Origin of the sequence: Ihubacter massiliensis (assembly GCF_024125305.1) — a bacterium.
GTDB lineage: Bacteria > Bacillota > Clostridia > Peptostreptococcales > Anaerovoracaceae > Hominibacterium > Hominibacterium faecale.
This window is the reverse complement of sequence record NZ_JAMXVH010000001.1, coordinates 1,166,104-1,186,610: the sequence shown is the minus strand read 5'-3', so window position 1 is coordinate 1,186,610 and position 20,507 is coordinate 1,166,104. Positions and strand designations below refer to the sequence as shown.

Sequence of the window (20,507 nt, the reverse complement as noted above, 5' to 3'; positions counted from 1 at the left end):
CACCCTCAATAAAGGGTGTCCGAATTGATGCACTTGTAGAATTTGCGGCAAATTTCCGGCCAGGAAATTCCATCCTCCGCCATAATCCACATCATCTTGGTCAGAACGGCTTCCAGGGTCATATCCTTGGCTTCCAAGATGCTGAAGGTTTCGTTGAGCCTGCGGCCCACCTCGTAAGTCCCCACATTGCTGCCTTCATAAGTAACCTGGGTGGTCATCACCAGCACCTTTTCCTGGGGAGCATATTTGCTCAACTGGGAAAAAAGTTCGCTTTCCAGCGTGTCGGGAATGCCGCCCACGCCGAAACTCTCGATAATGATGCAATCGTAAAGGCGAAAGATTTCGCCAAGAAGGACCGGGGAAATTCCGGGCGTCAGCTTGAGCAGGAAGACCTTGGGATTGAGCCGGTCGTAAAAGACTACCGGATTTTTTTCGATGCTGGGCGGCAGATAGCGGATGATCCGGCCATCCTGAATAGTAGCCAGGTAGGGGTAGTTTATGCTGGAAAAGGCCGCGAAGCTCAAAGTCTTGGTCTTTTTCGCCCTCGTGCCCAGGATCACTTTGCCGTCAAAGACGATCTGAACGCCCCGGGAATGGGGATCGGCCGCATAGAGAATGCTGTCCCGCAGGTTTGCTTTGGCATCGGTGATCTCAGAGCCGATGGGCTTTTGCGCCCCGGTGAGAACGATGGGTTTGGACGAATGCTGGATCAGATAGGAAAGAGCGGCGGCCGTATAGGCCATGGTATCCGTTCCGTGGCAGATGACAAATCCGTCGTAATTATGATATTCTTCCCGGATGGAGCCTGCCAGCAGCAGCCAATGCTCCGGCGTGATATCGGTGCTGTCCAGATTGCAGACTGCTTTTGTTTTTAAAAGAAAATCGCTGCCGATTTCGGGAAGGTAAGAAAGCAGTTCCTCGGAAGTCAGAGCAGGGATCAGCCCATGGGGCGTCTTTACAGAGGCGATGGTGCCTCCTGTAGTTAAAATAAGTAATTTTTTCGTCATATGTTGATTCACTTTCTGTTTCAAATTGCTGAAAACAGGATAGCACACGGTTGATGATTTTCCAAGTACAATCCTTGTAATTTCCTGAATTTGTACTATAATAGAGTATAGCGCAATAACATGCAAAATAGGAACGTACGCGTCAAGTGTTCGGCGGATGGGGAGTTGCCGCTGAAACGAAAAGCACGGACAAGCTGCTTGCGGTGTATGTTCCGCACCCGTTGCAACAGAAGCTCTGGCATTATGTATGTGAAGGGAGAAGTTTTTCACCGGCATCATGATAGATGGAGAGCTTTTTTGTTTTCTGTCAATGGGAAAAAAAGAAGGAGACAGAACAACATGGATCAAAAGAAAATCAAAGAAGGCGTCCGGCTCATACTGGAAGGGATCGGAGAGGACCCTCAGAGGGAGGGCCTTTTAGAGACCCCGGACAGGGTGGCCCGGATGTGCGAAGAGATATACGCAGGAATGGCCCAGGACGCAGAGGCACATCTTTCCAAGCAATTTCACGTGGAAAACAACAATATGGTGTTGGAAAAAGACATCGTCTTTTATTCCACCTGTGAACATCACCTGCTGCCCTTTTACGGGAAAGCGCATGTGGCCTATATACCGGACGGTACAGTGGCGGGACTGTCCAAGCTGGCCAGAACTGTGGAAGTTTACGCCAGAAGACCTCAGCTGCAAGAGCAGATGACCGCCCAGATCGCCGATGCTGTGGAAACCCACCTTCACCCCAAAGGAGTCATGGTTATGATTGAGGCAGAGCACATGTGCATGACCATGCGAGGCGTGCAAAAACCAGGAACAAAGACTGTGACCACCATGGTCAGAGGAGATTTTGCACAGGACTATTCGCTGCAGCAGACTTTTTTACAAATGGTGAAATAATATGGAAAGAGTAAATCGAATTTTTAACCATCCGGCATACCAGGAAGCGATGGAGGCCATTGAAGAAGCAGAAACCGATCGGATTTTCTGCAAACATGATATGGAACATTTCTTGAGTGTGGCAAGGCTGGCCTATATCTACAATTTGGAAGAACAGGCAGGCATTGCCCGGGAAATCATCTACAGCGCGGCCCTGCTGCACGATATCGGCAGAGGGCTCCAATATACAAAGGACATTCCCCATCACGAAGCGGGGGTAGGCATGGCGGAGAAAATTCTGCCAGAGTGCGGCTTTTCCGACGAGGAGCAGGCCCAGATCATCGATGCTATCCTGTTTCACAGGCGGGAGGGCGTAAAAAAGGGCGGACCTCTGCGGACGTTCCTTAACAAAGCGGACAAGCGGTCGCGGAATTGTTTTATCTGCCGGGCCAGGGATGCCTGCAAGTGGCATAAAGAAAATATGAATTTAAAAATCGACTACTAAGGAGAGCATATATGAAAATCGGCAATCGAGAATTTGACGCTGCGAATCGAACTTACATTATGGGGATCCTCAATGTGACCCCGGACTCCTTTTCCGACGGGGGAAAGTTCAATCGACTGGATGCCGCTCTTTTTCGTGCGGAAGAAATGATCCGGGAAGGGGCTGACATCATCGATGTGGGCGGAGAATCCACCAGGCCGGGGCATACGGTCATTACGCCTGAGGAAGAAATGGAACGGGTTGTGCCGGTCATCGAGCAGATCGATAAAAATTTTGACATCCCCATTTCCATTGACACGTATAAAAGCAGCGTGGCCCGTGCTGCGCTGGAAGGGGGCGCCCATCTGGTGAACGATATCTGGGGACTGAAAAAGGATCCGCAGATGGCGGCTCTGATCGGAGAAAAAAAGGCGGCCTGCTGCCTGATGCACAATCGGGAGCAGCCCGTTTATGAAGATTTCCTCAACGACATGCTGGAGGATCTGAAGGAATGCGTCCGCCTTGCAAAGGACGGCGGCATTGCAGATGATAAAATCATCCTCGACCCGGGCATTGGTTTTGGCAAGACTTATGAAATGAACCTGACGGCTATCAACCGGGTGGAGCTTTTGGGCCATTTGGGTTATCCGGTGCTTCTGGCAACATCCAGAAAATCGGTGATCGGACTGACGCTGGATCTGCCGGCGGATCAGCGCCTGGAAGGCACCCTGGCGACGACAGTCCTGGGCGTGATGAAGGGCTGCGCCTTTGTGCGGGTTCACGATATTAAAGAAAATAAACGGGTCATACGTATGACAGAGGCCATTTTAGGCAAATAACAGTTAGGAGAACCATGGACAAAATCTATATCAAGAATCTGGAAGTTTTCGCCCGCCACGGCGTTTTTCCGGAAGAAAACGCACTGGGACAAAAATTTCTCATCTCTGCGGTTCTATATACGGATACGAGGAAGGCGGGAATGACCGACGATCTGACCGCATCCATCCACTACGGCGAAGTCAGCCAGATGATGAAAGCGTTCATTGAAGAGAATACCTTCAAGCTGCTGGAGACCGCAGCGGAAAGGCTGGCTTTTAAAATGCTGATGGAGATCTCCAATCTGGAGCAGGTCAAATTGGAAATCAAAAAGCCCTGGGCGCCGATCGGCATTCCGCTGGAGACCGTATCGGTGGAAATCCTTCGCGGGTGGCATCGGGCCTATATCGCTTTGGGGTCTAATATGGGCGATAAAGAGGCATACTTGAAACAGGCGGTGGCTGCCCTAGATGAGGAAGAAGGCTGCTGGGTGAAGCAAGTATCGAATTTTTTGACGACAGAGCCCTATGGATATCTGGACCAGGATGAGTTTCTCAACGGCTGCCTTGAACTGCACACGCTGCTGACGCCGCAGGAACTGCTGGAGCTGATCCACAGGATCGAAGCGGATGCGGAGCGCAAGCGGGAAATACGCTGGGGCCCTAGAACCCTGGATCTGGATATTCTGCTCTATGATGATTTGATTCTGGATACTGAGGATCTGACCATCCCCCATATTGAAATGGAAAAAAGGGATTTTGTTCTGCGGCCTCTGGCCCAGATCGCGCCCTTGGTGCGGCACCCGCTCACAAGAAAGCGGGTAAGTGAAATGCTGGCCGATTTGGAATCTGAATAAAAGAGGTGAAGAAAGAAGATGCATAGCATAAAACTGGTTTGCGACAAGCCGTTTCACAATAACTGCGATGTCACCGTATACGATGTGACTGACGGGAAAGAAAAGAAACGCTGCAAGATCATGGTGGATTACGCTGAGAGCGATATCCGTCAGCTGCAAAAACAGGGATACGATTATGAAGCTGCTGCAGCTTATTTTCAAGAGTGGATTTATAAAACCGTAAAACGATACATTGCCGATGACTGGGAATGTACGGAAGGCCTGGATGAAATCATGCAGATCGTAAGAGAACATATTGAACCATACTTCTAAGGAGAAATGACGATGATACAGGATATAGCGCCGCACAAGCTGGACAATTCTTATGCACGCCAGCAAGCAGAGAAAGAACATATGGCCTTTACATTCAAAGACGGCAAGATATTGCTGCACAAGGATAAAGAGGGAAACCTGACGCTGCCGGTTCTGGGGCAGTTGCCGGGGTCCTTTGAAACATATGAAGAAAAGGCCCTCTATGCCTTTTCCGTGGATCAGGAGCCCATGTTCCTCATTTTACCCCATGATTTGGAAGAAGGGCAGACAGACCTGGAATACCACGATCTACGGGATTTATACGGGGTTTCACCTGTCTGGGCCGCCCTGGCCGGGGTGACAGCCAGCCATTTGAATCACTGGTATCTGGAGCACCTGTTCTGCGGCTGCTGCGGAAGTCCGGCAAAGCTGGGAAAATGGGAGCGGGCCATGGTCTGTCCCCAGTGCAAGAACATCCAATATCCCAGAATTTCGCCGGTAATCATGGCCGCCGTTACAGACGGCGACCGGCTGCTGGTCACCAGATACGCGGGCAGGCCTTACAAAGGACTGGCTCTGATCGCGGGATTTGTTGAGATCGGCGAGTCGCTGGAAGGCGCGCTGCGGCGTGAAGTAATGGAAGAAGTGGGACTGGAAGTGGAAAACCTTCAGTATTTTGGAAGTCAGCCCTGGGGATTTTCCGATTCGGTGATCTCAGGCTTTTTCGCCGATCTTTCAGGAAGCAGCCAAGTCCGGCTGGATCGGGAGGAGCTGTCGGAAGCCGTTTGGCTCCATAGAGATGAAATACCGAAGCAAAACAATGGCATCAGTATCACAGCGGCCATGATCGAAGCCTTCCGCACTGGGAAGTTTTAAGTTGAAAGGGGAATGAAACGATGACAAAGGTAGATCTGATATCCGGCTTTCTAGGCGCCGGAAAAACGACGTTTATTAAAGAGCTGATTGCAAAAGTTTGGAAGGATGAAAAGATCGTTCTTATTGAAAACGAATTCGGTGAGATCGGCATTGACAGCCGGTTTATGCAGGACTGCGGCATTGAAGTTACAGAAATGAATTCTGGTTGTATTTGCTGCACCTTGGTGGGCGACTTTGCAAGAGCCCTCAAACAGGTGGTGGAAGAATTCCAGCCTGACCGGGTGATCATCGAGCCTTCCGGCGTGGGCAAGCTGTCCGATGTGGCCGCCGCCGTCAAGGAGATGGAGGAAAGCGCCCAGGTAGAGATCGACTGCAAAATTACAGTTGTGGATGGGAAAAAGGCAAAGCTCTATATCAAGAATTTCGGAGAATTCTATAACAACCAGCTGGAAAACGCGGACACGATCGTTGTCAGCCGTACCCAGGACATGACCGAGGAAAAACTCAAGGAATGCCTGGCTTTGATCCAGGAGCATAATGAGGATGCGGCCATCATTACCACGCCCTGGCAGCAGCTTTCCGGCGAAATGATTCTGGACGCCCTGCACCACGCCCATGATCTGGAAGCGGAGCTGGCCAGGGAGCATGACCACGATCACCACCATGGAGCCTGCCACCATGAAGATCACCATCATGAACATCACCACCACCACGATGAAAGCTGCAGCTGCGGCCATGAACATCATGAGCATCATGGGCATCATCACGACCACGATCACGAAGGCCACCATCATGCGGATGAAGTGTTCACAAGCTGGGGGATCGAAACGGTCCACAAATTCAATGAATCCGAGCTTGCGGATACGCTGAAAATGCTCAGCATGACCGATGAATTCGGCACGGTTCTGCGGGCTAAGGGCATCGTGGAAGGTGAGGACGGACAGTGGCTCGAGTTTGACATGGTCCCCGAAGAGACAGAGATCCGCAGGTGCCGCCCTGACTATACGGGCAGAATCTGTGTGATCGGGACCGAGCTCAAAACGGACGATCTAAAGCGGGTCTTTGGTAAATAGAGGGCCGGAGCAATAAGGAGGCAGAGATTATGGAAATTCCTGTTTATTTGTTTACAGGACTTTTGGACAGCGGAAAGACGACCCTGATTCAGGAGGTCGCTGGTGAAGAAGACTTTCTGGAGCCGGGGACGACGCTGCTGATTCAGTGTGAAGAGGGGGAAACCTCATTCAGCGATGCATTTTTGGAACAATATCAAATAAAAAAGATCGACGTGGAGGATCCGGAAGAACTCAATGAGCTTTTTTGGAAACGTTGTGAAAAAACGTACCGGCCGGCTCAAATTATAATCGAATACAATGGGATGTGGGAGCTGAGTACGCTGTTTGAGAGCGGAATTCCCGAAGACTGGTTCATCGGCGGCATCTATTCCACCGTCGATGCCGGGTCTGCAGAAATGTATATTGCCAACATGCGCAAGGTTTTTATGGAGCCGCTGAAGGAGTCCAATCTGATCATATTCAACCGCTGCGGCGATGATACGGATCGGCTCAAATTCAGAAGAAGCCTGAAAGCCCTTAATCCTCAGGTCCAAGTGGCTTTTGAGCGCACCGACGGCACCATGTTTGAAAACGAAATCGAAGAAATGCCCTTTGATTACAGCGGACAGACAGTGGTCATTGAGGATATGGATTACGGGCTTTGGTATCTGGATGCAATGGACCATCCCGACCGCTATATGGGAAAAGAGGTTATGTTTACAGCAAGATACTGCGCCAGCGCCAAAGCCTCTCAGAAATACTTTGTCCCCGGCCGCCATATCATGACCTGCTGCGAAGATGATATTCAATTTCTGGGGTTTATCTGTGACTTCGAGGGTGAAATGCCCTTTGAACATGGAGACTGGGTACGGGTTACGGCTCAATTTGATTATGGTTTCAGCAAAATGTACGGAGAAGAAGGCCCCCTGCTGCATTTGATTCATATTGAGGAAGGAAACAAACCGGAACAGGAACTGGTCGCCTTTACGTGATAAAAAACACAAGATTAAAAGGAGAGGCACAGCCGGCCCTGTGTCTCTTTCTTTTTGCAAAAAGTAAACATGCAGGATGGACGCCCGCATTTTTGACTTGCACTTTTACACTCACTTCGGTTTATATTTATGAAGTTGAGGAGACAAAGCTTCTTTTCGGACAACTTTCCTTGTCCCAGCGTCTACACTATAACATTTACTCGGAAACATGGGAACTATAACAAAGTCGGCTTTGCCGATTCTTAAAAGAAGTAGACTTTGTTGATACTCCGGAAATATCGCTGACGATATTTCCTACGTAATAAAAAAGATATAGGCCTATATGGCTGATTGCATAGCAGACGTATCCACAGGATCTGTCTGATTTTGTCGAAAAGAAAATTGCTTATTTGGCGCAATTAATTGTAAAATCATGTTATGTTAGGAGTTAATTTACTAAAATGTTATCATATTTAGGAAAAAAGAGGGTATAATGGAAATAAGAGTATATGATGAGCGCGAAAATATCCGAAGGATTCAGGGAAAGAAAACAACAATTTCCGCAGCTGTGTATCGGGCAGAACCGGGAATGTTTGCGGCGATCTGCATTACTGCGGTAAAAGAAAAGAGGTTAGAGAAATGTTGAGGAGGAAGAAAGAGCAAGAGTCGGCTCTTGGATACGAGTGTATGGATGAAATCTTTGACAGTCCGGAAGATGTTCTGATCGTTGCCGACCGCCTGAGTCTTAATATTGAATATATCAGCACAGGCGGAAATGCGCTGCTGGGCATACAAAATGCAGATACTGAAGGATGCGTTTTTACGCTGCTGGATCGGGTGGGAGTTTCGCAGGAAATCCTTGAAGCCATGCGGTTAGGCTCAGAGCCTTTTGAATCAGAGTGCTGTCTGACCAATCTGCGTACAGGTCAGGCCGTTTGGTGCAAATGCAGATGGCGCCTTGCATTTCTTTTTGACAGCAGCGAAGAAAAACTGATTTTTCATGTTTTGGATTATTCCAAGGAAAGGGCGCTGTTAGATAAGACCAGGCAGGAACTTTTGGAAGCAAACCGGTCCAACGATGCAAAGAGCCGCTTTCTTTCCACCGTATCACACGATATCCGTGCACCTCTAAATGCAATCATCGGCTTAGCGGATCTGGCGATTGAGCATAAAGAAGACGGGGAAAAGGTACAAGGATACATACATAAGATTTTCCGCTCCTCCAATTATCTATTGAGTCTCTTGAACGATGTGCTGGATATGTCAAGAATTGAAAGCGAAAGAATGTCCTTGGATTATGAGAGCTTTCAAATGTCGACGCTGCTGGAGTCGGTTACGGATATTATACAAACCCAAGCAGAAGACAAAAATCAGGAACTGGAAACAGAATGGATCATTGTTCATGATCATGTCAACGGAGATGCTGTACGGATCAAACAAATTTTGATCAACTTATTATCCAATGCAGTTAAGTATACGCCCGAGGGCGGGAAACTCTTTTTTCAGGCCGTGGAAACTGTGGCAAAAACCGGCGAGGATGATATGTACGTGACCTATCAGATGAAAGTATTTGATAATGGTTATGGAATGTCAGAGGAATTCTTGAAGGTTATCTTTGAGCCTTTTGAAAAGGAACGGAACGGTGTTTATGGAGGCGTAGAGGGAACTGGCCTTGGAATGGCCATCACCAAAAGTCTGGTAGAATTGATGGACGGAAAGATTTTCGTTGAAAGCAAGCTGGGAGAAGGAACGATATTCACTGTCAACCTGCCGTTGCAGCTCCAATTGCAGGAAACGGCGGATATGGGCAGAACCAGCCTGGCATCGTCGGAAAAGGATGATCTTGCAGGATTGCGAATTTTACTTGTTGAGGATAATGAACTGACCGCTGAAGTACTCAAGGATATTTTAGAACTGACCGGATGCAAGGTAGAATGGGCGGGCAACGGGCTGGAAGCTGTCACTTCATTCCGGCTTAAAGGAGAACAATTCGATGCTGTTCTCATGGACGTACAGATGCCGGGAATGAACGGTTATGAGGCAACAAAACAGATCCGCAGCATGTCGGATGCGGGTGCCAGCGTGCCGATCATCGCGCTCACGGGAAATGCCTTCACAGAGGATATCCAGGCATCAAAGAAAGCCGGTATGGATCGCCACATTTCCAAACCAGTGCAGAGGCGGGAGCTTGCCAAGGTGCTGCGGGAAATGCGCGGCATTGACAGAAAATAAACAAGTATGTTAAAATACGCCGGAAGCAAACGATAAATTGTAAAAGGAGACTTAGATTATGTTAGAAACAGGAATCAAGGGGATGCAGCAGGTGACCGTTTGTGAAGAAAACAGCGCTCTGTCCATGGGAAGCGGCACATTAAAGGTATTTGCCACTCCGGCCATGATCGCGTTGATGGAAAAGACAGCCTGGATGAGCGCGGCGCCTCATCTGGAAGATGGACAGGGAACCGTGGGTACGGCGCTGGATATCAAGCATACGGCCGCTACGCCGCTGGGCATGACTGTGACCTGCGAAAGTGAGCTGATCGCTGTGGACGGCAGAAAGCTGACCTTTCATGTAACCGCCAGAGATGAAGCCGGTGTCATCGGTGAGGGAAACCATGAACGGTTCATCGTCGATAATGAAAAATTTCAGGCAAAGGCAGATAAAAAAGCAGAAAAATAATCGGAGGGCAGCCTGATCAAAGGGCAATAAACGAGAAGAAGAGCGGAGATACCAGAGAGCATCCCTGCTCTTTTTCATTATGCAGGAAATATCGATGAAATTGATATTGATCAATTGGGACAGCACTGCCGAGGGTGGTGCCGAAAGTTGTCGAATGAGAGAATTGGTTCAACAATGCATTAATTTTTTCTTGTTGTTGAGATTTTTCAACGCCTACAGGCTGCAATTTTTGACAAAGGCTTTGATATACAAGTTTTTTCCATTTAGGCAGCCTGCAAGCCTGTGTTTTAGCTCAACAAATGAGTTGTTTTCCCCGATTGTTGAACCAAACTCTTAATTTTCTCTAGCTTAATCGATCCAATGAATGTCTACACAAAACAAGGTTCCAAATATCCGTATTTCTATGTCGGCAGTTTTTTTGTTAAATAGCAGGAGAGGAAATTACATAAAATCAGAAAGCTTTTAATATTTCCCGGTCCGGCTAATATACTTTAAAGAGTATCTTGGCGGAAAGAGGAAATATAACATGAAGAATACCATTTTTAAGAAGCTGCCCATCGGAAAGACCGGCGGGGGAGGGCTGAAGCGGACTTTAGGCGCTTTTGAACTGACCATGATGGGGATCGGCGTCATCATCGGTTCGGGAATTTTTGTGATTACGGGGGTGGCTGCCGCGGAACATGCCGGACCGGGACTGGTCTTTTCTTTTCTTCTGGCCGGGATCGCCTGCGGCTGCGCGGCTTTATGCTACGCGGAACTGGCATCCTCCATTCCCGCCTCCGGGGGTGCGTATACCTTCGCTTACGCGGGGCTGGGGGAAATCTTCGGCTGGTTCATAGGATGGTGCCTGACGCTGGAATACGTGGTGGCTATGTCGGCAGTAGCGGTGGGCTGGTCAGCGTATATTTCCAATGTTCTGCCGGTCCTGGGGCTGGAGCTTCCCCAGGCCATTCTTGCCGACCCATCCAGCGGAGGAGCGATCAATCTTCCGGCAGCCGGCATCATTACGATCATGGCCCTTTTGCAGCTGAAAGGATCGAAAGAAAGCGCCAGACTGAACAATCTTCTGGTTGCCATTAAGCTGACGGTCATCCTGCTGTTCATCGTTCTGGTTGCCGGCCGCATCGACCCGGCCAATTACGATCCCTTCCTGCCTTTTGGATGGGAAGGTGTCTGCTCAGGCGCTGCGGTGGTATTCTTTGCCTATCTGGGGTTTGATGCCATTGCCAATTCCGCGGAAGAGGTGATCGACCCGCAGCGGAACATGCCCAAGGGAATCATCGGTTCTCTGGTGATGGCTACGGTTTTGTATATTGTCGTAACCTTTATGCTGACAGGCGTGACCCGTTACTCTTCCTACGCTGGTGTTGCCGCTCCGGTGGCCTTTGCCCTCAACGAAGCTGGCATTCGATGGGGAGCGGCTATGGTATCGGCGGGAGCCATCGCAGGACTGACTACCGGGGTGCTGGTGTTTTTAGGAAGTGAATCCAGGCTGATCTACTCCATGTCCCGGGATGGGCTGCTGCCTCCGGCTTTTTCCAGAGTGAGCAAAAACGGGGTGCCGACAAAAGCAGTGGCCTGCGTATGGCTGATGGGATGCGTTTTAGGCGGTTTTCTTCCCATCGGGACCATTGCCGAGCTATGCAACATGGGAACCTTGTGGGCCTTTTCTTTGGTATCAGTGACCGTAATAGTGCTGCGGGTGTCCCGCCCGGAATTGCGCCGTGGCTTTCGCGTTCCGGTAGTCCCTCTTGTGCCTCTGATTGCCATGGTGATGTGCGCCTTTCTTGCCCTGCAGCTGAGTGCGGTTACCTGGAAGGTATTCTTCATCTGGACCGCTGTCGGTATGTCCATCTATTTTCTTTATGGCAGAAGGCACAGCTTTCTCAGATAATCGTATAGCTGCCGTCGTGTCTGCAGCGGATTTCCGTTTGATAAAATTCCTTGATGGCCTGAATCAGAAAGGCGGTATCCTTTGAACCGGCTGTTTCATATGGAGTATGCATCGCCAGCTGGGCCAGGCCGATATCCACCGTATTCATGGGCACCTGGGTGTTGGAAATATTGCCCAATGTGGAGCCGCCGGCCATGTCCGACCGGTTGAGGAAGGTTTGACAGGGAACATCCGCTTTCTCACAGATGGATTTGAATATGGCCGCCGATACGCCGTCGGTGGTGTATTTTTGGTTGGCGTTATACTTGATCACCACGCCGTGATTCATGTAAGGCCGGTTGGTGGGATCGGTTTTGTCCGTGTGGCTGGGGTGAACGGCATGGGCGTTGTCCGCCGAAAGCATAAAGCTGTTTGCCAGCATGGTATGGTAGGCCTCCTGATCTGCACCCAGGCCCATTAAAATCCGCTTCAGCGTATCCTTGAGGAAGGTGGACGCTGCTCCCTGCTTGGTGCCGCTTCCCGTCTCTTCATTATCCAGCGTGCAATGAACCGAGATGGCAGCAGGGCTTTCCGCTGCCAGAAAGCCTTTGAGGGAGGCAAAGGCGCATTGAAGGTCATCCAATCTGGGACAGGAAATAAATTCGTCGTCCGCGCCCCAAAGACTGCCTTTCATGCGCAGATATAAAAAGAGATCATTGCCCAAGATGGCATCTTCTTCCGTATCCGCGGCCTCTGCGATCAGTTTCATAAAGCTGCCGCGGGCGTTTTCACTGCCGTATAAGGGTAGAAGATCGGTCTGGGCATTGAATTTATAGCCGTCGTTCACTTCCTTATTCATATGAATGGCCAGGCTAGGGATCAGCAGCAAATCCCGGTTAATGGACACGAGCCGGGTTTGAACGGATGAGCCGTCCTTCACCAGAACCCGCCCGGCTGCGGACAGCGGCCGGTCAAGCCAGGGGGCCATGGACATGCCGCCGTATTTTTCCACGTTGAGCTGGATATAATGCTGCTCTTTTTCTATTTCACAGTTTTCTTTAATCTTAAAAGTCGGCGAGTCGCTGTGGCTGGCCGTGATATGAAATCCGCTTCCGTCCTCTTTTGGGATATGAAAGGCGATCAGGGAGGAAAGGTTTCGTGTTACAAAATAGCGCCCTCCCCGGACCAGCTTCCAGGAATCGGCCTCACTCAGTTCCTCAAATCCATGTTCAGTCAATTCCTTTTTCATATTGTCAATGGCGTGAAAACAGCTGGGACTTTTTTCGATAAAGTCAAAGAGCTGTTTGTTGATATTCGTTGTCATAATTCATCCTCCGTTGTTTGATGGTTCCTCTATTTTATAATAACCAAAATTGGGATGCAAGATGTTTGAAATTTGACATTGACAATAGTACTAATCCGTACTATAATAAACATGGTACGAATCAGTACTATTTTGTGGAGGTGAATGATGAATATTCGTGAACAGATCAAGCTGGTAAATCGTGCGCTGAGCGGCACTCTGGACTTGTACGGAGTATGGGCGAAAAAGCACGGACTCAACTATAATGCTCTCGTCATTTTATATACGCTGGACGATTGTCAGACTTGTACGCAAAAACAAATTTGCCAATGGTGGGCGCTGCCCAAGCAGACCGTCCATGGCATTTTGCTGGATTTTGAGAAGAAAGGCTATCTTACAATAACAGCAAATACAGAGAATAAGCGTGAACGGCTCGTCGCATTTACAGAAAAGGGAAAAGCATTTGCAGCTTCCATACTGGAGCCCCTTTATAAGATGGAAGAGAAGGCTATGAAAAAGATGGGACAAGAGCAGCGAGCTCAGCTGATTGCCTGCAATACAAACTACTATGAATTATTAAAGGAGGAAATGGAACATGGAGAATAAACTGGCCGGGAAGTTTACATTTGCTTCCTTGCTGTCCTTTGCCATTCCCAATGTAATTATGATGATTACCTTGTCCATGTATATAATTGTTGACGGCATGTTTGTATCCCGTCTGGCGGGAACGACAGCGCTTTCGGCTGTAAACATGATTTACCCGGCAATCTGCTTTGAAATGGCCATTGGAATCATGATCGCTACCGGAGGAAGCGCCATTGCAGCCAGAAAACTGGGAGAAGGGAAGCAAAGAGAGGCACAGAAAATTTTAAGCTTTCTAATTGTCGTGGAGCTGGTGATTGGCATTGTATTTGCCGTTGCAGGCAACTTGTTTCTGGAGGAAATCGTTCTGTTGCTGGGAGCAAGCGAAAGACAGCTTCCCATGTCTCTTGCATACGGCAGAATTATATTTGCCTTTGCCCCTGCCTTTTTCCTGCAGACGGCCTTCCAGACCTTTTTGGTTACTGCGGGAAAACCTGCTCTCGGCTTGATGGTTACTGTGTCCGCTGGTATTGTAAACATTGTATTGGACTTTATTTTCATGGCGCCGCTGGATATGGGCGTGTCTGGCGCGGCTCTGGCTACCGGATTGGGATATTGCGTTCCTGCTGTTGTCGGATCGGTCTTTTTTCTGAAGAAAAAAGAGAATCCGCTTCATTTGGTCAGACCGGCAGTGGACTGGAAGGTTCTTCGGCAGTCATGTGCAAATGGTTCTTCAGAGATGGTGGTGAATTTAGCCAATGCTGCAACGACCTTTTTGTTCAACTATATCTTACTGGATTTTTACGGAGAAGACGGCGTTGCTTCAATAACGATCCTGCTATATTTCCAATATCTATTTACCGCCCTCTATTTTGGCTACTCCAACGGGATCGCGCCGATCATCAGCTTTAAGTACGGAAGTGGAGATCAAGAGCAATTAAAAAAAATCTTTAAAAGCAGTATCTTATTCTTGATCATAAGCTCCGTCCTGGCAAATATCCTGATCCAGTTGACCGTAACCCATGCCCTTACAATTTTTACGCCCGCAGACAGCAGGGTTTATGATATCGCCCTAAACGGGTTCTGGCTGTATTCGCCGGCGTTCCTGATCATGGGTCTGGGCATCTTTGCTTCTTCCATGTTTACGGCCTTTTCCGACGGGAAGATATCGGCTGTCATATCCTTTTCCAGAACCTTTATTTTCATTGTGGGAGCGATTCTTATTCTGCCTTATTTACTGGGCGGCGCTGGGATTTGGATCGCTGTGCCGATAGCAGAAATTCTTGGGTTTTTTGTGGCAATTATCTTTCTCATTTCCAGAAAAGATCGATATGCATACGCCTGAAATGCTGAGGGCTTTTTCGGGCTGATGCCCGCCAATGGTATCCTTTTGGTGCCTATCCCACTTTGAAGTGCCGTCTTTACAAGCTGAAAACATGCGGTCATAATAGACTTAACATGAATAGAGGAGGCCGCGGCCATGGAAGATAGGAAACGGGACAGCAATAAAGAGAAACTGAGGAGCATGGCTCTTATTTTAAACCGGGCCGATGCCCTTGTCATTGGGGCCGGTGCCGGTCTTTCTGCGTCAGCAGGCTTTACTTACGACGGACCCCGTTTTACCGACAATTTTTCCGAGTTCATCGAGCGGTATGGGATGACGGATATGTACTCGGCAGGTTTTTATCCGTTTAAAACCCCGGAGGAAAAGTGGGCCTATTGGAGCAGGCATATTTATGTCAACCGCTACGATATGGAAGCGGGCCGGGCATACAAGGATTTATTTCAGCTGGTGAACGACAGGAATTATTTTGTCATCACCACCAATGTGGACCATCAATTTCAGCTGGCGGGATTTGACGATGATCGGATTTTTGCGACTCAGGGGGATTACGGGCTTTTCCAGTGCAAGCGGGCTTGCCACAAAAGGCTGTATGAGAATGAAAATCAGGTCCGGGAAATGGTGAAGCACCAGAAAAACTGCCGTATTCCATCCTCGCTGGTGCCGAAATGTCCGGTATGCGGCGGTGAGATGGAGGTCAATCTCCGCGCAGACGGCTTTTTTGTGGAAGATGAGAGCTGGCACCGGGCTGCCCGGCGATATGAGGCGTTTTTAAACGAGAACATGGAAAAAAGCATCGTGTTCCTGGAGCTGGGTGTGGGCATGAATACCCCCGGCATCATTAAATATCCCTTCTGGAAGATGACAAAGGGCATGAGCCGCGCTTTTTACATTTGCATCAATCGGGGAGAAGCCTGGGCGCCGGGTGAAATTGAGGATCGATCCATCTGCGTGGATGGGGATATCGGGGAACTACTCAACCAATTATTGCTGTACGAATCGAGGCTTTGAAAAAGGAGATGGGACGGATGAGTCAGTTTGATACACAAGAAGAACAGCTGGAATATCTGGTAAGGGAGCTGAAAAGAGACAGCGGCCGCTATAAGGATTTGGTCATTCCCAAAGGGAAACTCGAAAAAAGAAGGCTGATGCGATCCTTTATGAATATCCGTATGCCGGAACCGATGGATGAGGATTTTCTGAAAGTCCAAGATCAGTTCCTACAGCAGGAGGCCCGGGAAAAGGGCATTGTCTCTATTTCACGCCTTGCATCTGTGAAAGAGGAATTGGGGTGCGCTATGGAACATGGGGAGCGGATGGTTCTTTGGCGGGGAGATATCACTACCCTGGCGGCGGATGCCATTGTCAATGCGGCCAATTCACAGCTTCTGGGATGTTTTGTACCCTGTCACGGATGCATCGATAACGCAATTCACTCGGCTGCGGGGGTGCAGCTGCGGGAGGAATGCAGCAGGATCATGAAAGCCCAGGGACATAGCGAACCTGCGGGAACTGCCAAGATCACCAGCGGATATAACCTTCCCTGCAGATATGTGATTCATACAGTAGGTCCTATCGTTGCAGATACGTTGACAGATGAGGACTGCCGGCTGCTGGCCGGCTGCTATGAATCCTGCCTTCGATTGGCGGCAGAAAAGGGACTAAAGAGCATCGCCTTTTGCTGTATTTCCACCGGAGAATTCCACTTTCCCCAGGAGATTGCTGCAGAGATCGCAGTGAAAACTGTCCGCGATTTTCTGAGGGAAAACGGGGAGCTGGATACGGTGATTTTCAATGTATTCAAAGAAAGGGACTATGAGATTTACCGGGAAATTTTCTGCGGCGGCTCGTCATCTGTAAGCTGCTCTTTATAAGCGGTTCCCCAATCGATCATGGATTTTAGGACTGGCTGCAGGCTGAGTCCTGTTTCGGTAAGAGAATATTCCACTCTGGGCGGAACTTCCGGGTAAACGGTGCGATTTAGAAGACCGGCCTTTTCCATATCGCGAAGATTGCTGGTCAGCACCTTTTGGGTGATGCCGCTCAGGGAACGCATCAGTTCGTTGAAACGTTTCGTCCCGGAGAGCAGGTCGCGGATAATCAGGACCTTCCACTTGTTTCCAATGAGCTGAAGGGTCATTTCCACCGGACATTTTGGAATTTTTTCTTGCATGTGGATCGGCTCCTTTCTATAAACAGGTTGTATTACGGCAGATAAACTAATTCCTATTATAATAAAAGAAAAAGAAGAGGTAAAGGATAATGAATGAGAAAGCGAGAAAATATGTGGATTTGTTTCGTCAGGTCAAGATCGCATCGGCGGCCACTGTGGATGAAAAGGGGCGTCCCCAGAGCAGGATTATCAATGTGATGATCGCTGCAGACGAAGGCATGTATATCGTAACTTCCAAAGGCAAGCCCTTTTACAAACAGCTGATTGATACGGGACGGGTCGCCCTCAGCGCCATGTGTCCGGATTGTCAATCGCTGAAATTCAGCGGCAAGGTGCGGCAAGTGGACAAACAATGGGTAGACCGGGTCTTTGAAGCCAATCCGGGGATGAACGAGGTATATCCCGGCAAGACGAGGGATGCTTTGGAGGCTTTTCTGATTTATGAAGGCAGCGGCGAATGGTTCGATCTTCTCAGCTATCCTATCAATCGGGAGACCTTTGCATACAACACAGAGGAAGAAGCGGCCGGGTTTGAGATTACGGACGATTGCATCGGATGCGGGCTTTGTCTTCCGGTTTGTCCTCAAAAATGTATTGTGAAGGGACAAGCCTATGGTATAATGAAGAGTCATTGCCTGCAATGCGGCGCATGTCTGGCGGCGTGCCCGCAGGGAGCGATTCGCAGGCTGCATCCATGATAAGGAGGAGCGCGCTTTGGAGTTTGTGAAAGAAGTTATCAGCCTGTATATTGAAAGAAAAGATTGGTTTCTCCAGCTGATCGCAGAGCATATTGGTTTATCTTTGATCGCCATTGTCTTTGCAGGGGTGATCGGTCTGCTGCTGGGGATTTGGATTGCGGAGCACGAGAAGGCGGCGCCGCCTGTTTTGGGCATTGCCAATGTTTTTTACACTATCCCTTCCATCTCCCTTTTGGGAATGTTGATTCCCCTATTAGGGATCGGAAACACAACGGCGGTGGTGGCACTGATCATTTACGGAATCATGCCCATGGTGCGAAATACTTATGCGGGCATCAAGGGTGTGAGTGAGGATGTGGTCACGGCGGCCCGGGGCATGGGCAGCACCAACTTTCAGATTATGACCAGAATCAAGCTGCCTCTGGCGCTGGGGGTCATTATTGCCGGTCTGCGCAATATGGTGGTGATGACTATATCCGTAGCAGCCATCGCCTCCTTCATCGGAGCGGGCGGTCTGGGGGTAGCCATTTATCGGGGCATTACCATCTACGACACAGCCCTGACCTTTGGCGGCAGCTTCTTGATCGCACTGATCGCGCTGATCAGCGACCTTCTTTTGGGGCATATGGAAAAACGTATTAAGAAAAAGAGAGGGAACTAAAATGAGAACATGGAAGAAAATCACAGCATTTATACTGGTATTATTGATGACGCTGGCTTTCGCAGGCTGCGGAAGCGGCGGCGGGGCGGACAGCGAGCCTATCAAGATCGCCACCAAACCGATGACCGAGCAGTACATTTTGGGTGAAATGATCAAGCAGCTGATCGAAAGCAAAACCGATTATAAAGCGGAGATCACTAAAGGCGTTGGCGGCGGCACCAGCAACATTCAGCCGGCTATGGAAAAAGGGGATTTTGATCTTTATCCGGAATATACTTCTTCCGGATGGTCCATGGTGCTGGGCCATGAGTCCAAAGGTGTCAGCGATGATGAGATGCTGAAAAAACTCCGGGAAGAATACCATGAAAACTACGGCATGACCTGGACCAATCTTTACGGCTTTAATAATACCTTTGCCGTAGCGGTGCGCAAGGAGGTTGCTGACAAGTATAAGCTGGAAACTTGCTCCGATCTAACCAAAGTGGCGGATAAGCTGGTGTTCGGCGGCAACCCGGATTATTTTGAAAAAGAAGAAGGCTTCGATGCGCTGAAGGCGGCGTATCAGTACGAGTTCAAACAGGTGAAGGACGTGGATATCGGCCTTAAATACGAAGCTATGAAAAAAGGCGATATCGATGCGACCAATGCTTTTACTACCGACGCACAGCTGAGCAAAGATTTCGTGAAAGTGCTGAAGGATGACAAGCATCTCCAGTATAACTACTATTGTGCTACCGTCGTGCGGGAGGATGCTTTGGAAAAATATCCTGACCTGGAAAAGACGCTGGCTCTGATGGACAATCTTCTGACCGATCAGGAAATGGCGGAGCTGAATTATCAGGTGGAGATTGATGGCAAAAATGAAGGGGATGTGGCTAAGGCATTCCTGGTTTCTAAGGGTTTGATCGAGGAGTAAGCTGATGGATATGATCCGATTAGAGCATCTGTCAAAGAGCTTCGGCGGCCGGAAAATCCTTGATGATTTTTCCCTTGCCGTCAAGGAAGGGGAGTTTTTGACGGTGATCGGCCGCTCTGGATGCGGCAAGACGACCATGCTGAAGATGATCAATGGCTTGCATCAGCCGGACAGCGGCAAGATCTTCGTCCAGGGACAGGATATCGGCGAGACGGATATTATTGAGCTGCGGCGGAGCATCGGCTATGTGATTCAGAATAAGGGCCTTTTCCCCCATATGACGGTGGAAAAGAACATCACCTATGTGCCGGTGATCAGCGGCAGGAAAAACAAGGCGGAAAATCTTCAGCTGGCCCGCCGCCTGATCGAGACTGTCGGTTTGGAGGAGGATATGCTGGAGCGCTATCCGTCCGAGCTTTCCGGCGGCCAGCAGCAGCGGGTGGGCATCGCAAGGGCCCTGGCATCTGACGCCAGGATTCTGCTCATGGACGAGCCTTTTGGGGCGCTGGATGAAATCACCAAGCGGGCCATGCAGGATGAAATTTTATCGCTGCATCGCAGTTTGGGGATTACCATTGTCTTTATCACCCATGATATCCGTGAGGCCATGAAGCTGGGGGATCGGGTTCTGGTCATGGAGCAGGGGAAAATTGTTCAGCTGGATGAACCGCAGCAGATTCAGGAACATCCTGCCGATTCTTTTGTGGCTCAGCTGATCGGGGCTGTGTAGGAAAGGGCGGGAGCCAGCCGGTTGAGCGTTTTATCGAAGCCTGGGCGCTGGGGGAAAGGGCCGGGCTGTTGGTTTGGCGTGAAGGCGGAAAAAAGGTGGGGTTCATTGAGAATAATGTGGGCCCCTCCAAAAAAGGGGAAGTGTAGGGTAAAAAATGCGTGGATTTTTTGGAATTTACGCTTTTTTTAACGATTGAGGCTCCTCAAATTTGCTTGTTTGGCGTCAGGAGTCCTTTTTTTCAATATGAGGGCCCGCAAACCCACAACTTTGCGTAAATATCACGAAAATTTTTTGAAATTTTCCCGATGACGAGCCCGGAGGAGGTA

The 20,507-nt window shown here is 49.3% G+C and carries 23 protein-coding genes and 1 riboswitch; of the genes, 20 read left to right on the top strand and 3 right to left on the bottom strand.

The window, feature by feature from the left end; genetic code table 11:
* Positions 1-5 precede the first annotated feature (5 nt).
* Positions 6-1,007, bottom strand: coding sequence for an asparaginase (locus NIA71_RS05480; protein WP_253019856.1), 1,002 nt, complete (start codon positions 1,005-1,007; stop codon positions 6-8).
* Positions 1,008-1,128: 121 nt separating this feature from the next.
* Positions 1,129-1,233, top strand: a riboswitch (THF riboswitch).
* Between the two features lie 113 nt (positions 1,234-1,346).
* Between NIA71_RS05480 and folE the strand changes: the two genes are divergently transcribed.
* The 12 genes from folE to NIA71_RS05420 all read left to right on the top strand — a co-directional run bounded on the left by folE (position 1,347) and on the right by NIA71_RS05420 (position 11,797).
* Positions 1,347-1,898: a GTP cyclohydrolase I FolE gene (gene folE / locus NIA71_RS05475; RefSeq protein ID WP_253019855.1), complete on the top strand. Its 552-nt coding sequence runs from the start codon at positions 1,347-1,349 to the stop codon at positions 1,896-1,898.
* Position 1,899: 1 nt separating this feature from the next.
* Complete coding sequence (locus NIA71_RS05470) at positions 1,900-2,382, top strand: HD domain-containing protein (protein ID WP_148398644.1); 483 nt, start codon at positions 1,900-1,902, stop codon at positions 2,380-2,382.
* Between the two features lie 11 nt (positions 2,383-2,393).
* A complete protein-coding gene (folP, locus tag NIA71_RS05465; RefSeq protein ID WP_148398642.1) occupies positions 2,394-3,200 on the top strand; it encodes a dihydropteroate synthase in 807 nt (268 codons plus the stop codon).
* Positions 3,201-3,214: 14 nt separating this feature from the next.
* Positions 3,215-4,033 carry a 2-amino-4-hydroxy-6-hydroxymethyldihydropteridine diphosphokinase gene (gene folK / locus NIA71_RS05460; RefSeq protein ID WP_148398640.1) on the top strand — a complete coding sequence of 273 codons (819 nt, stop codon included), beginning with the start codon at positions 3,215-3,217 and terminating at the stop codon, positions 4,031-4,033.
* 18 nt (positions 4,034-4,051) lie between these two features.
* Positions 4,052-4,345, top strand: coding sequence for a hypothetical protein (locus tag NIA71_RS05455; RefSeq protein WP_148398638.1), 294 nt, complete (start codon positions 4,052-4,054; stop codon positions 4,343-4,345).
* A gap of 12 nt (positions 4,346-4,357) precedes the next feature.
* Positions 4,358-5,200: an NAD(+) diphosphatase gene (gene nudC, locus NIA71_RS05450; RefSeq protein WP_227755405.1), complete on the top strand. Its 843-nt coding sequence runs from the start codon at positions 4,358-4,360 to the stop codon at positions 5,198-5,200.
* 20 nt (positions 5,201-5,220) lie between these two features.
* A complete protein-coding gene (locus tag NIA71_RS05445) occupies positions 5,221-6,273 on the top strand; it encodes a GTP-binding protein (RefSeq protein ID WP_253019854.1) in 1,053 nt (350 codons plus the stop codon).
* Positions 6,274-6,302: 29 nt separating this feature from the next.
* Positions 6,303-7,244, top strand: coding sequence for a GTP-binding protein (locus NIA71_RS05440; RefSeq protein WP_227755403.1), 942 nt, complete (start codon positions 6,303-6,305; stop codon positions 7,242-7,244).
* Positions 7,245-7,716: 472 nt separating this feature from the next.
* A complete protein-coding gene (locus tag NIA71_RS05435; protein ID WP_227108373.1) occupies positions 7,717-7,869 on the top strand; it encodes a hypothetical protein in 153 nt (50 codons plus the stop codon).
* The gene (locus NIA71_RS05430; protein ID WP_253019853.1) at positions 7,863-9,455 is read left to right on the top strand and encodes a hybrid sensor histidine kinase/response regulator; all 1,593 of its coding nucleotides are present in this window, start codon (positions 7,863-7,865) and stop codon (positions 9,453-9,455) included. Before NIA71_RS05435 ends, NIA71_RS05430 begins: the two co-directional genes overlap by 7 nt.
* A 58-nt stretch (positions 9,456-9,513) precedes the next feature.
* Positions 9,514-9,903, top strand: a complete 390-nt coding sequence (locus NIA71_RS05425) for a thioesterase family protein (protein ID WP_227755402.1) — start codon at positions 9,514-9,516, stop codon at positions 9,901-9,903.
* A 526-nt stretch (positions 9,904-10,429) separates the two neighbouring features.
* Positions 10,430-11,797, top strand: coding sequence for an amino acid permease (locus NIA71_RS05420; protein WP_227755401.1), 1,368 nt, complete (start codon positions 10,430-10,432; stop codon positions 11,795-11,797).
* Here NIA71_RS05420 and NIA71_RS05415 read toward each other — a convergent pair.
* Complete coding sequence (locus NIA71_RS05415) at positions 11,790-13,100, bottom strand: M18 family aminopeptidase (protein WP_253019852.1); 1,311 nt, start codon at positions 13,098-13,100, stop codon at positions 11,790-11,792. The two genes, NIA71_RS05420 and NIA71_RS05415, sit on opposite strands and share 8 nt — an antisense overlap.
* Positions 13,101-13,244: 144 nt before the next feature.
* Between NIA71_RS05415 and NIA71_RS05410 the strand changes: the two genes are divergently transcribed.
* The 4 genes from NIA71_RS05410 to NIA71_RS05395 all read left to right on the top strand — a co-directional run bounded on the left by NIA71_RS05410 (position 13,245) and on the right by NIA71_RS05395 (position 16,877).
* Positions 13,245-13,685 carry a MarR family winged helix-turn-helix transcriptional regulator gene (locus NIA71_RS05410; RefSeq protein WP_253019851.1) on the top strand — a complete coding sequence of 147 codons (441 nt, stop codon included), beginning with the start codon at positions 13,245-13,247 and terminating at the stop codon, positions 13,683-13,685.
* Positions 13,675-15,006 carry an MATE family efflux transporter gene (locus NIA71_RS05405; protein WP_148398622.1) on the top strand — a complete coding sequence of 444 codons (1,332 nt, stop codon included), beginning with the start codon at positions 13,675-13,677 and terminating at the stop codon, positions 15,004-15,006. The genes NIA71_RS05410 and NIA71_RS05405 overlap by 11 nt, the downstream gene beginning before the upstream one ends.
* A 135-nt stretch (positions 15,007-15,141) precedes the next feature.
* Positions 15,142-16,014: an SIR2 family NAD-dependent protein deacylase gene (locus NIA71_RS05400; protein WP_253019850.1), complete on the top strand. Its 873-nt coding sequence runs from the start codon at positions 15,142-15,144 to the stop codon at positions 16,012-16,014.
* A gap of 17 nt (positions 16,015-16,031) precedes the next feature.
* Complete coding sequence (locus tag NIA71_RS05395; RefSeq protein WP_148398620.1) at positions 16,032-16,877, top strand: protein-ADP-ribose hydrolase; 846 nt, start codon at positions 16,032-16,034, stop codon at positions 16,875-16,877.
* Here NIA71_RS05395 and NIA71_RS05390 read toward each other — a convergent pair.
* Positions 16,826-17,176: a winged helix-turn-helix transcriptional regulator gene (locus tag NIA71_RS05390; RefSeq protein ID WP_148398618.1), complete on the bottom strand. Its 351-nt coding sequence runs from the start codon at positions 17,174-17,176 to the stop codon at positions 16,826-16,828. The two genes, NIA71_RS05395 and NIA71_RS05390, sit on opposite strands and share 52 nt — an antisense overlap.
* Positions 17,177-17,265: 89 nt before the next feature.
* Here NIA71_RS05390 and NIA71_RS05385 point away from each other — a divergent pair, with 89 nt between their 5' ends.
* From NIA71_RS05385 to NIA71_RS05370, 4 genes are read left to right on the top strand one after another with little or no spacing between them, the layout of a single operon-like run.
* A complete protein-coding gene (locus tag NIA71_RS05385; protein ID WP_148398617.1) occupies positions 17,266-17,874 on the top strand; it encodes a 4Fe-4S binding protein in 609 nt (202 codons plus the stop codon).
* Positions 17,875-17,899: 25 nt separating this feature from the next.
* Complete coding sequence (locus NIA71_RS05380; protein WP_336246067.1) at positions 17,900-18,535, top strand: ABC transporter permease; 636 nt, start codon at positions 17,900-17,902, stop codon at positions 18,533-18,535.
* Between the two features lies 1 nt (position 18,536).
* Positions 18,537-19,451: a glycine betaine ABC transporter substrate-binding protein gene (locus NIA71_RS05375; protein ID WP_227755397.1), complete on the top strand. Its 915-nt coding sequence runs from the start codon at positions 18,537-18,539 to the stop codon at positions 19,449-19,451.
* A gap of 4 nt (positions 19,452-19,455) precedes the next feature.
* Complete coding sequence (locus tag NIA71_RS05370; RefSeq protein ID WP_253019849.1) at positions 19,456-20,181, top strand: ABC transporter ATP-binding protein; 726 nt, start codon at positions 19,456-19,458, stop codon at positions 20,179-20,181.
* The last annotated feature ends 326 nt before the right edge of the window (positions 20,182-20,507 follow it).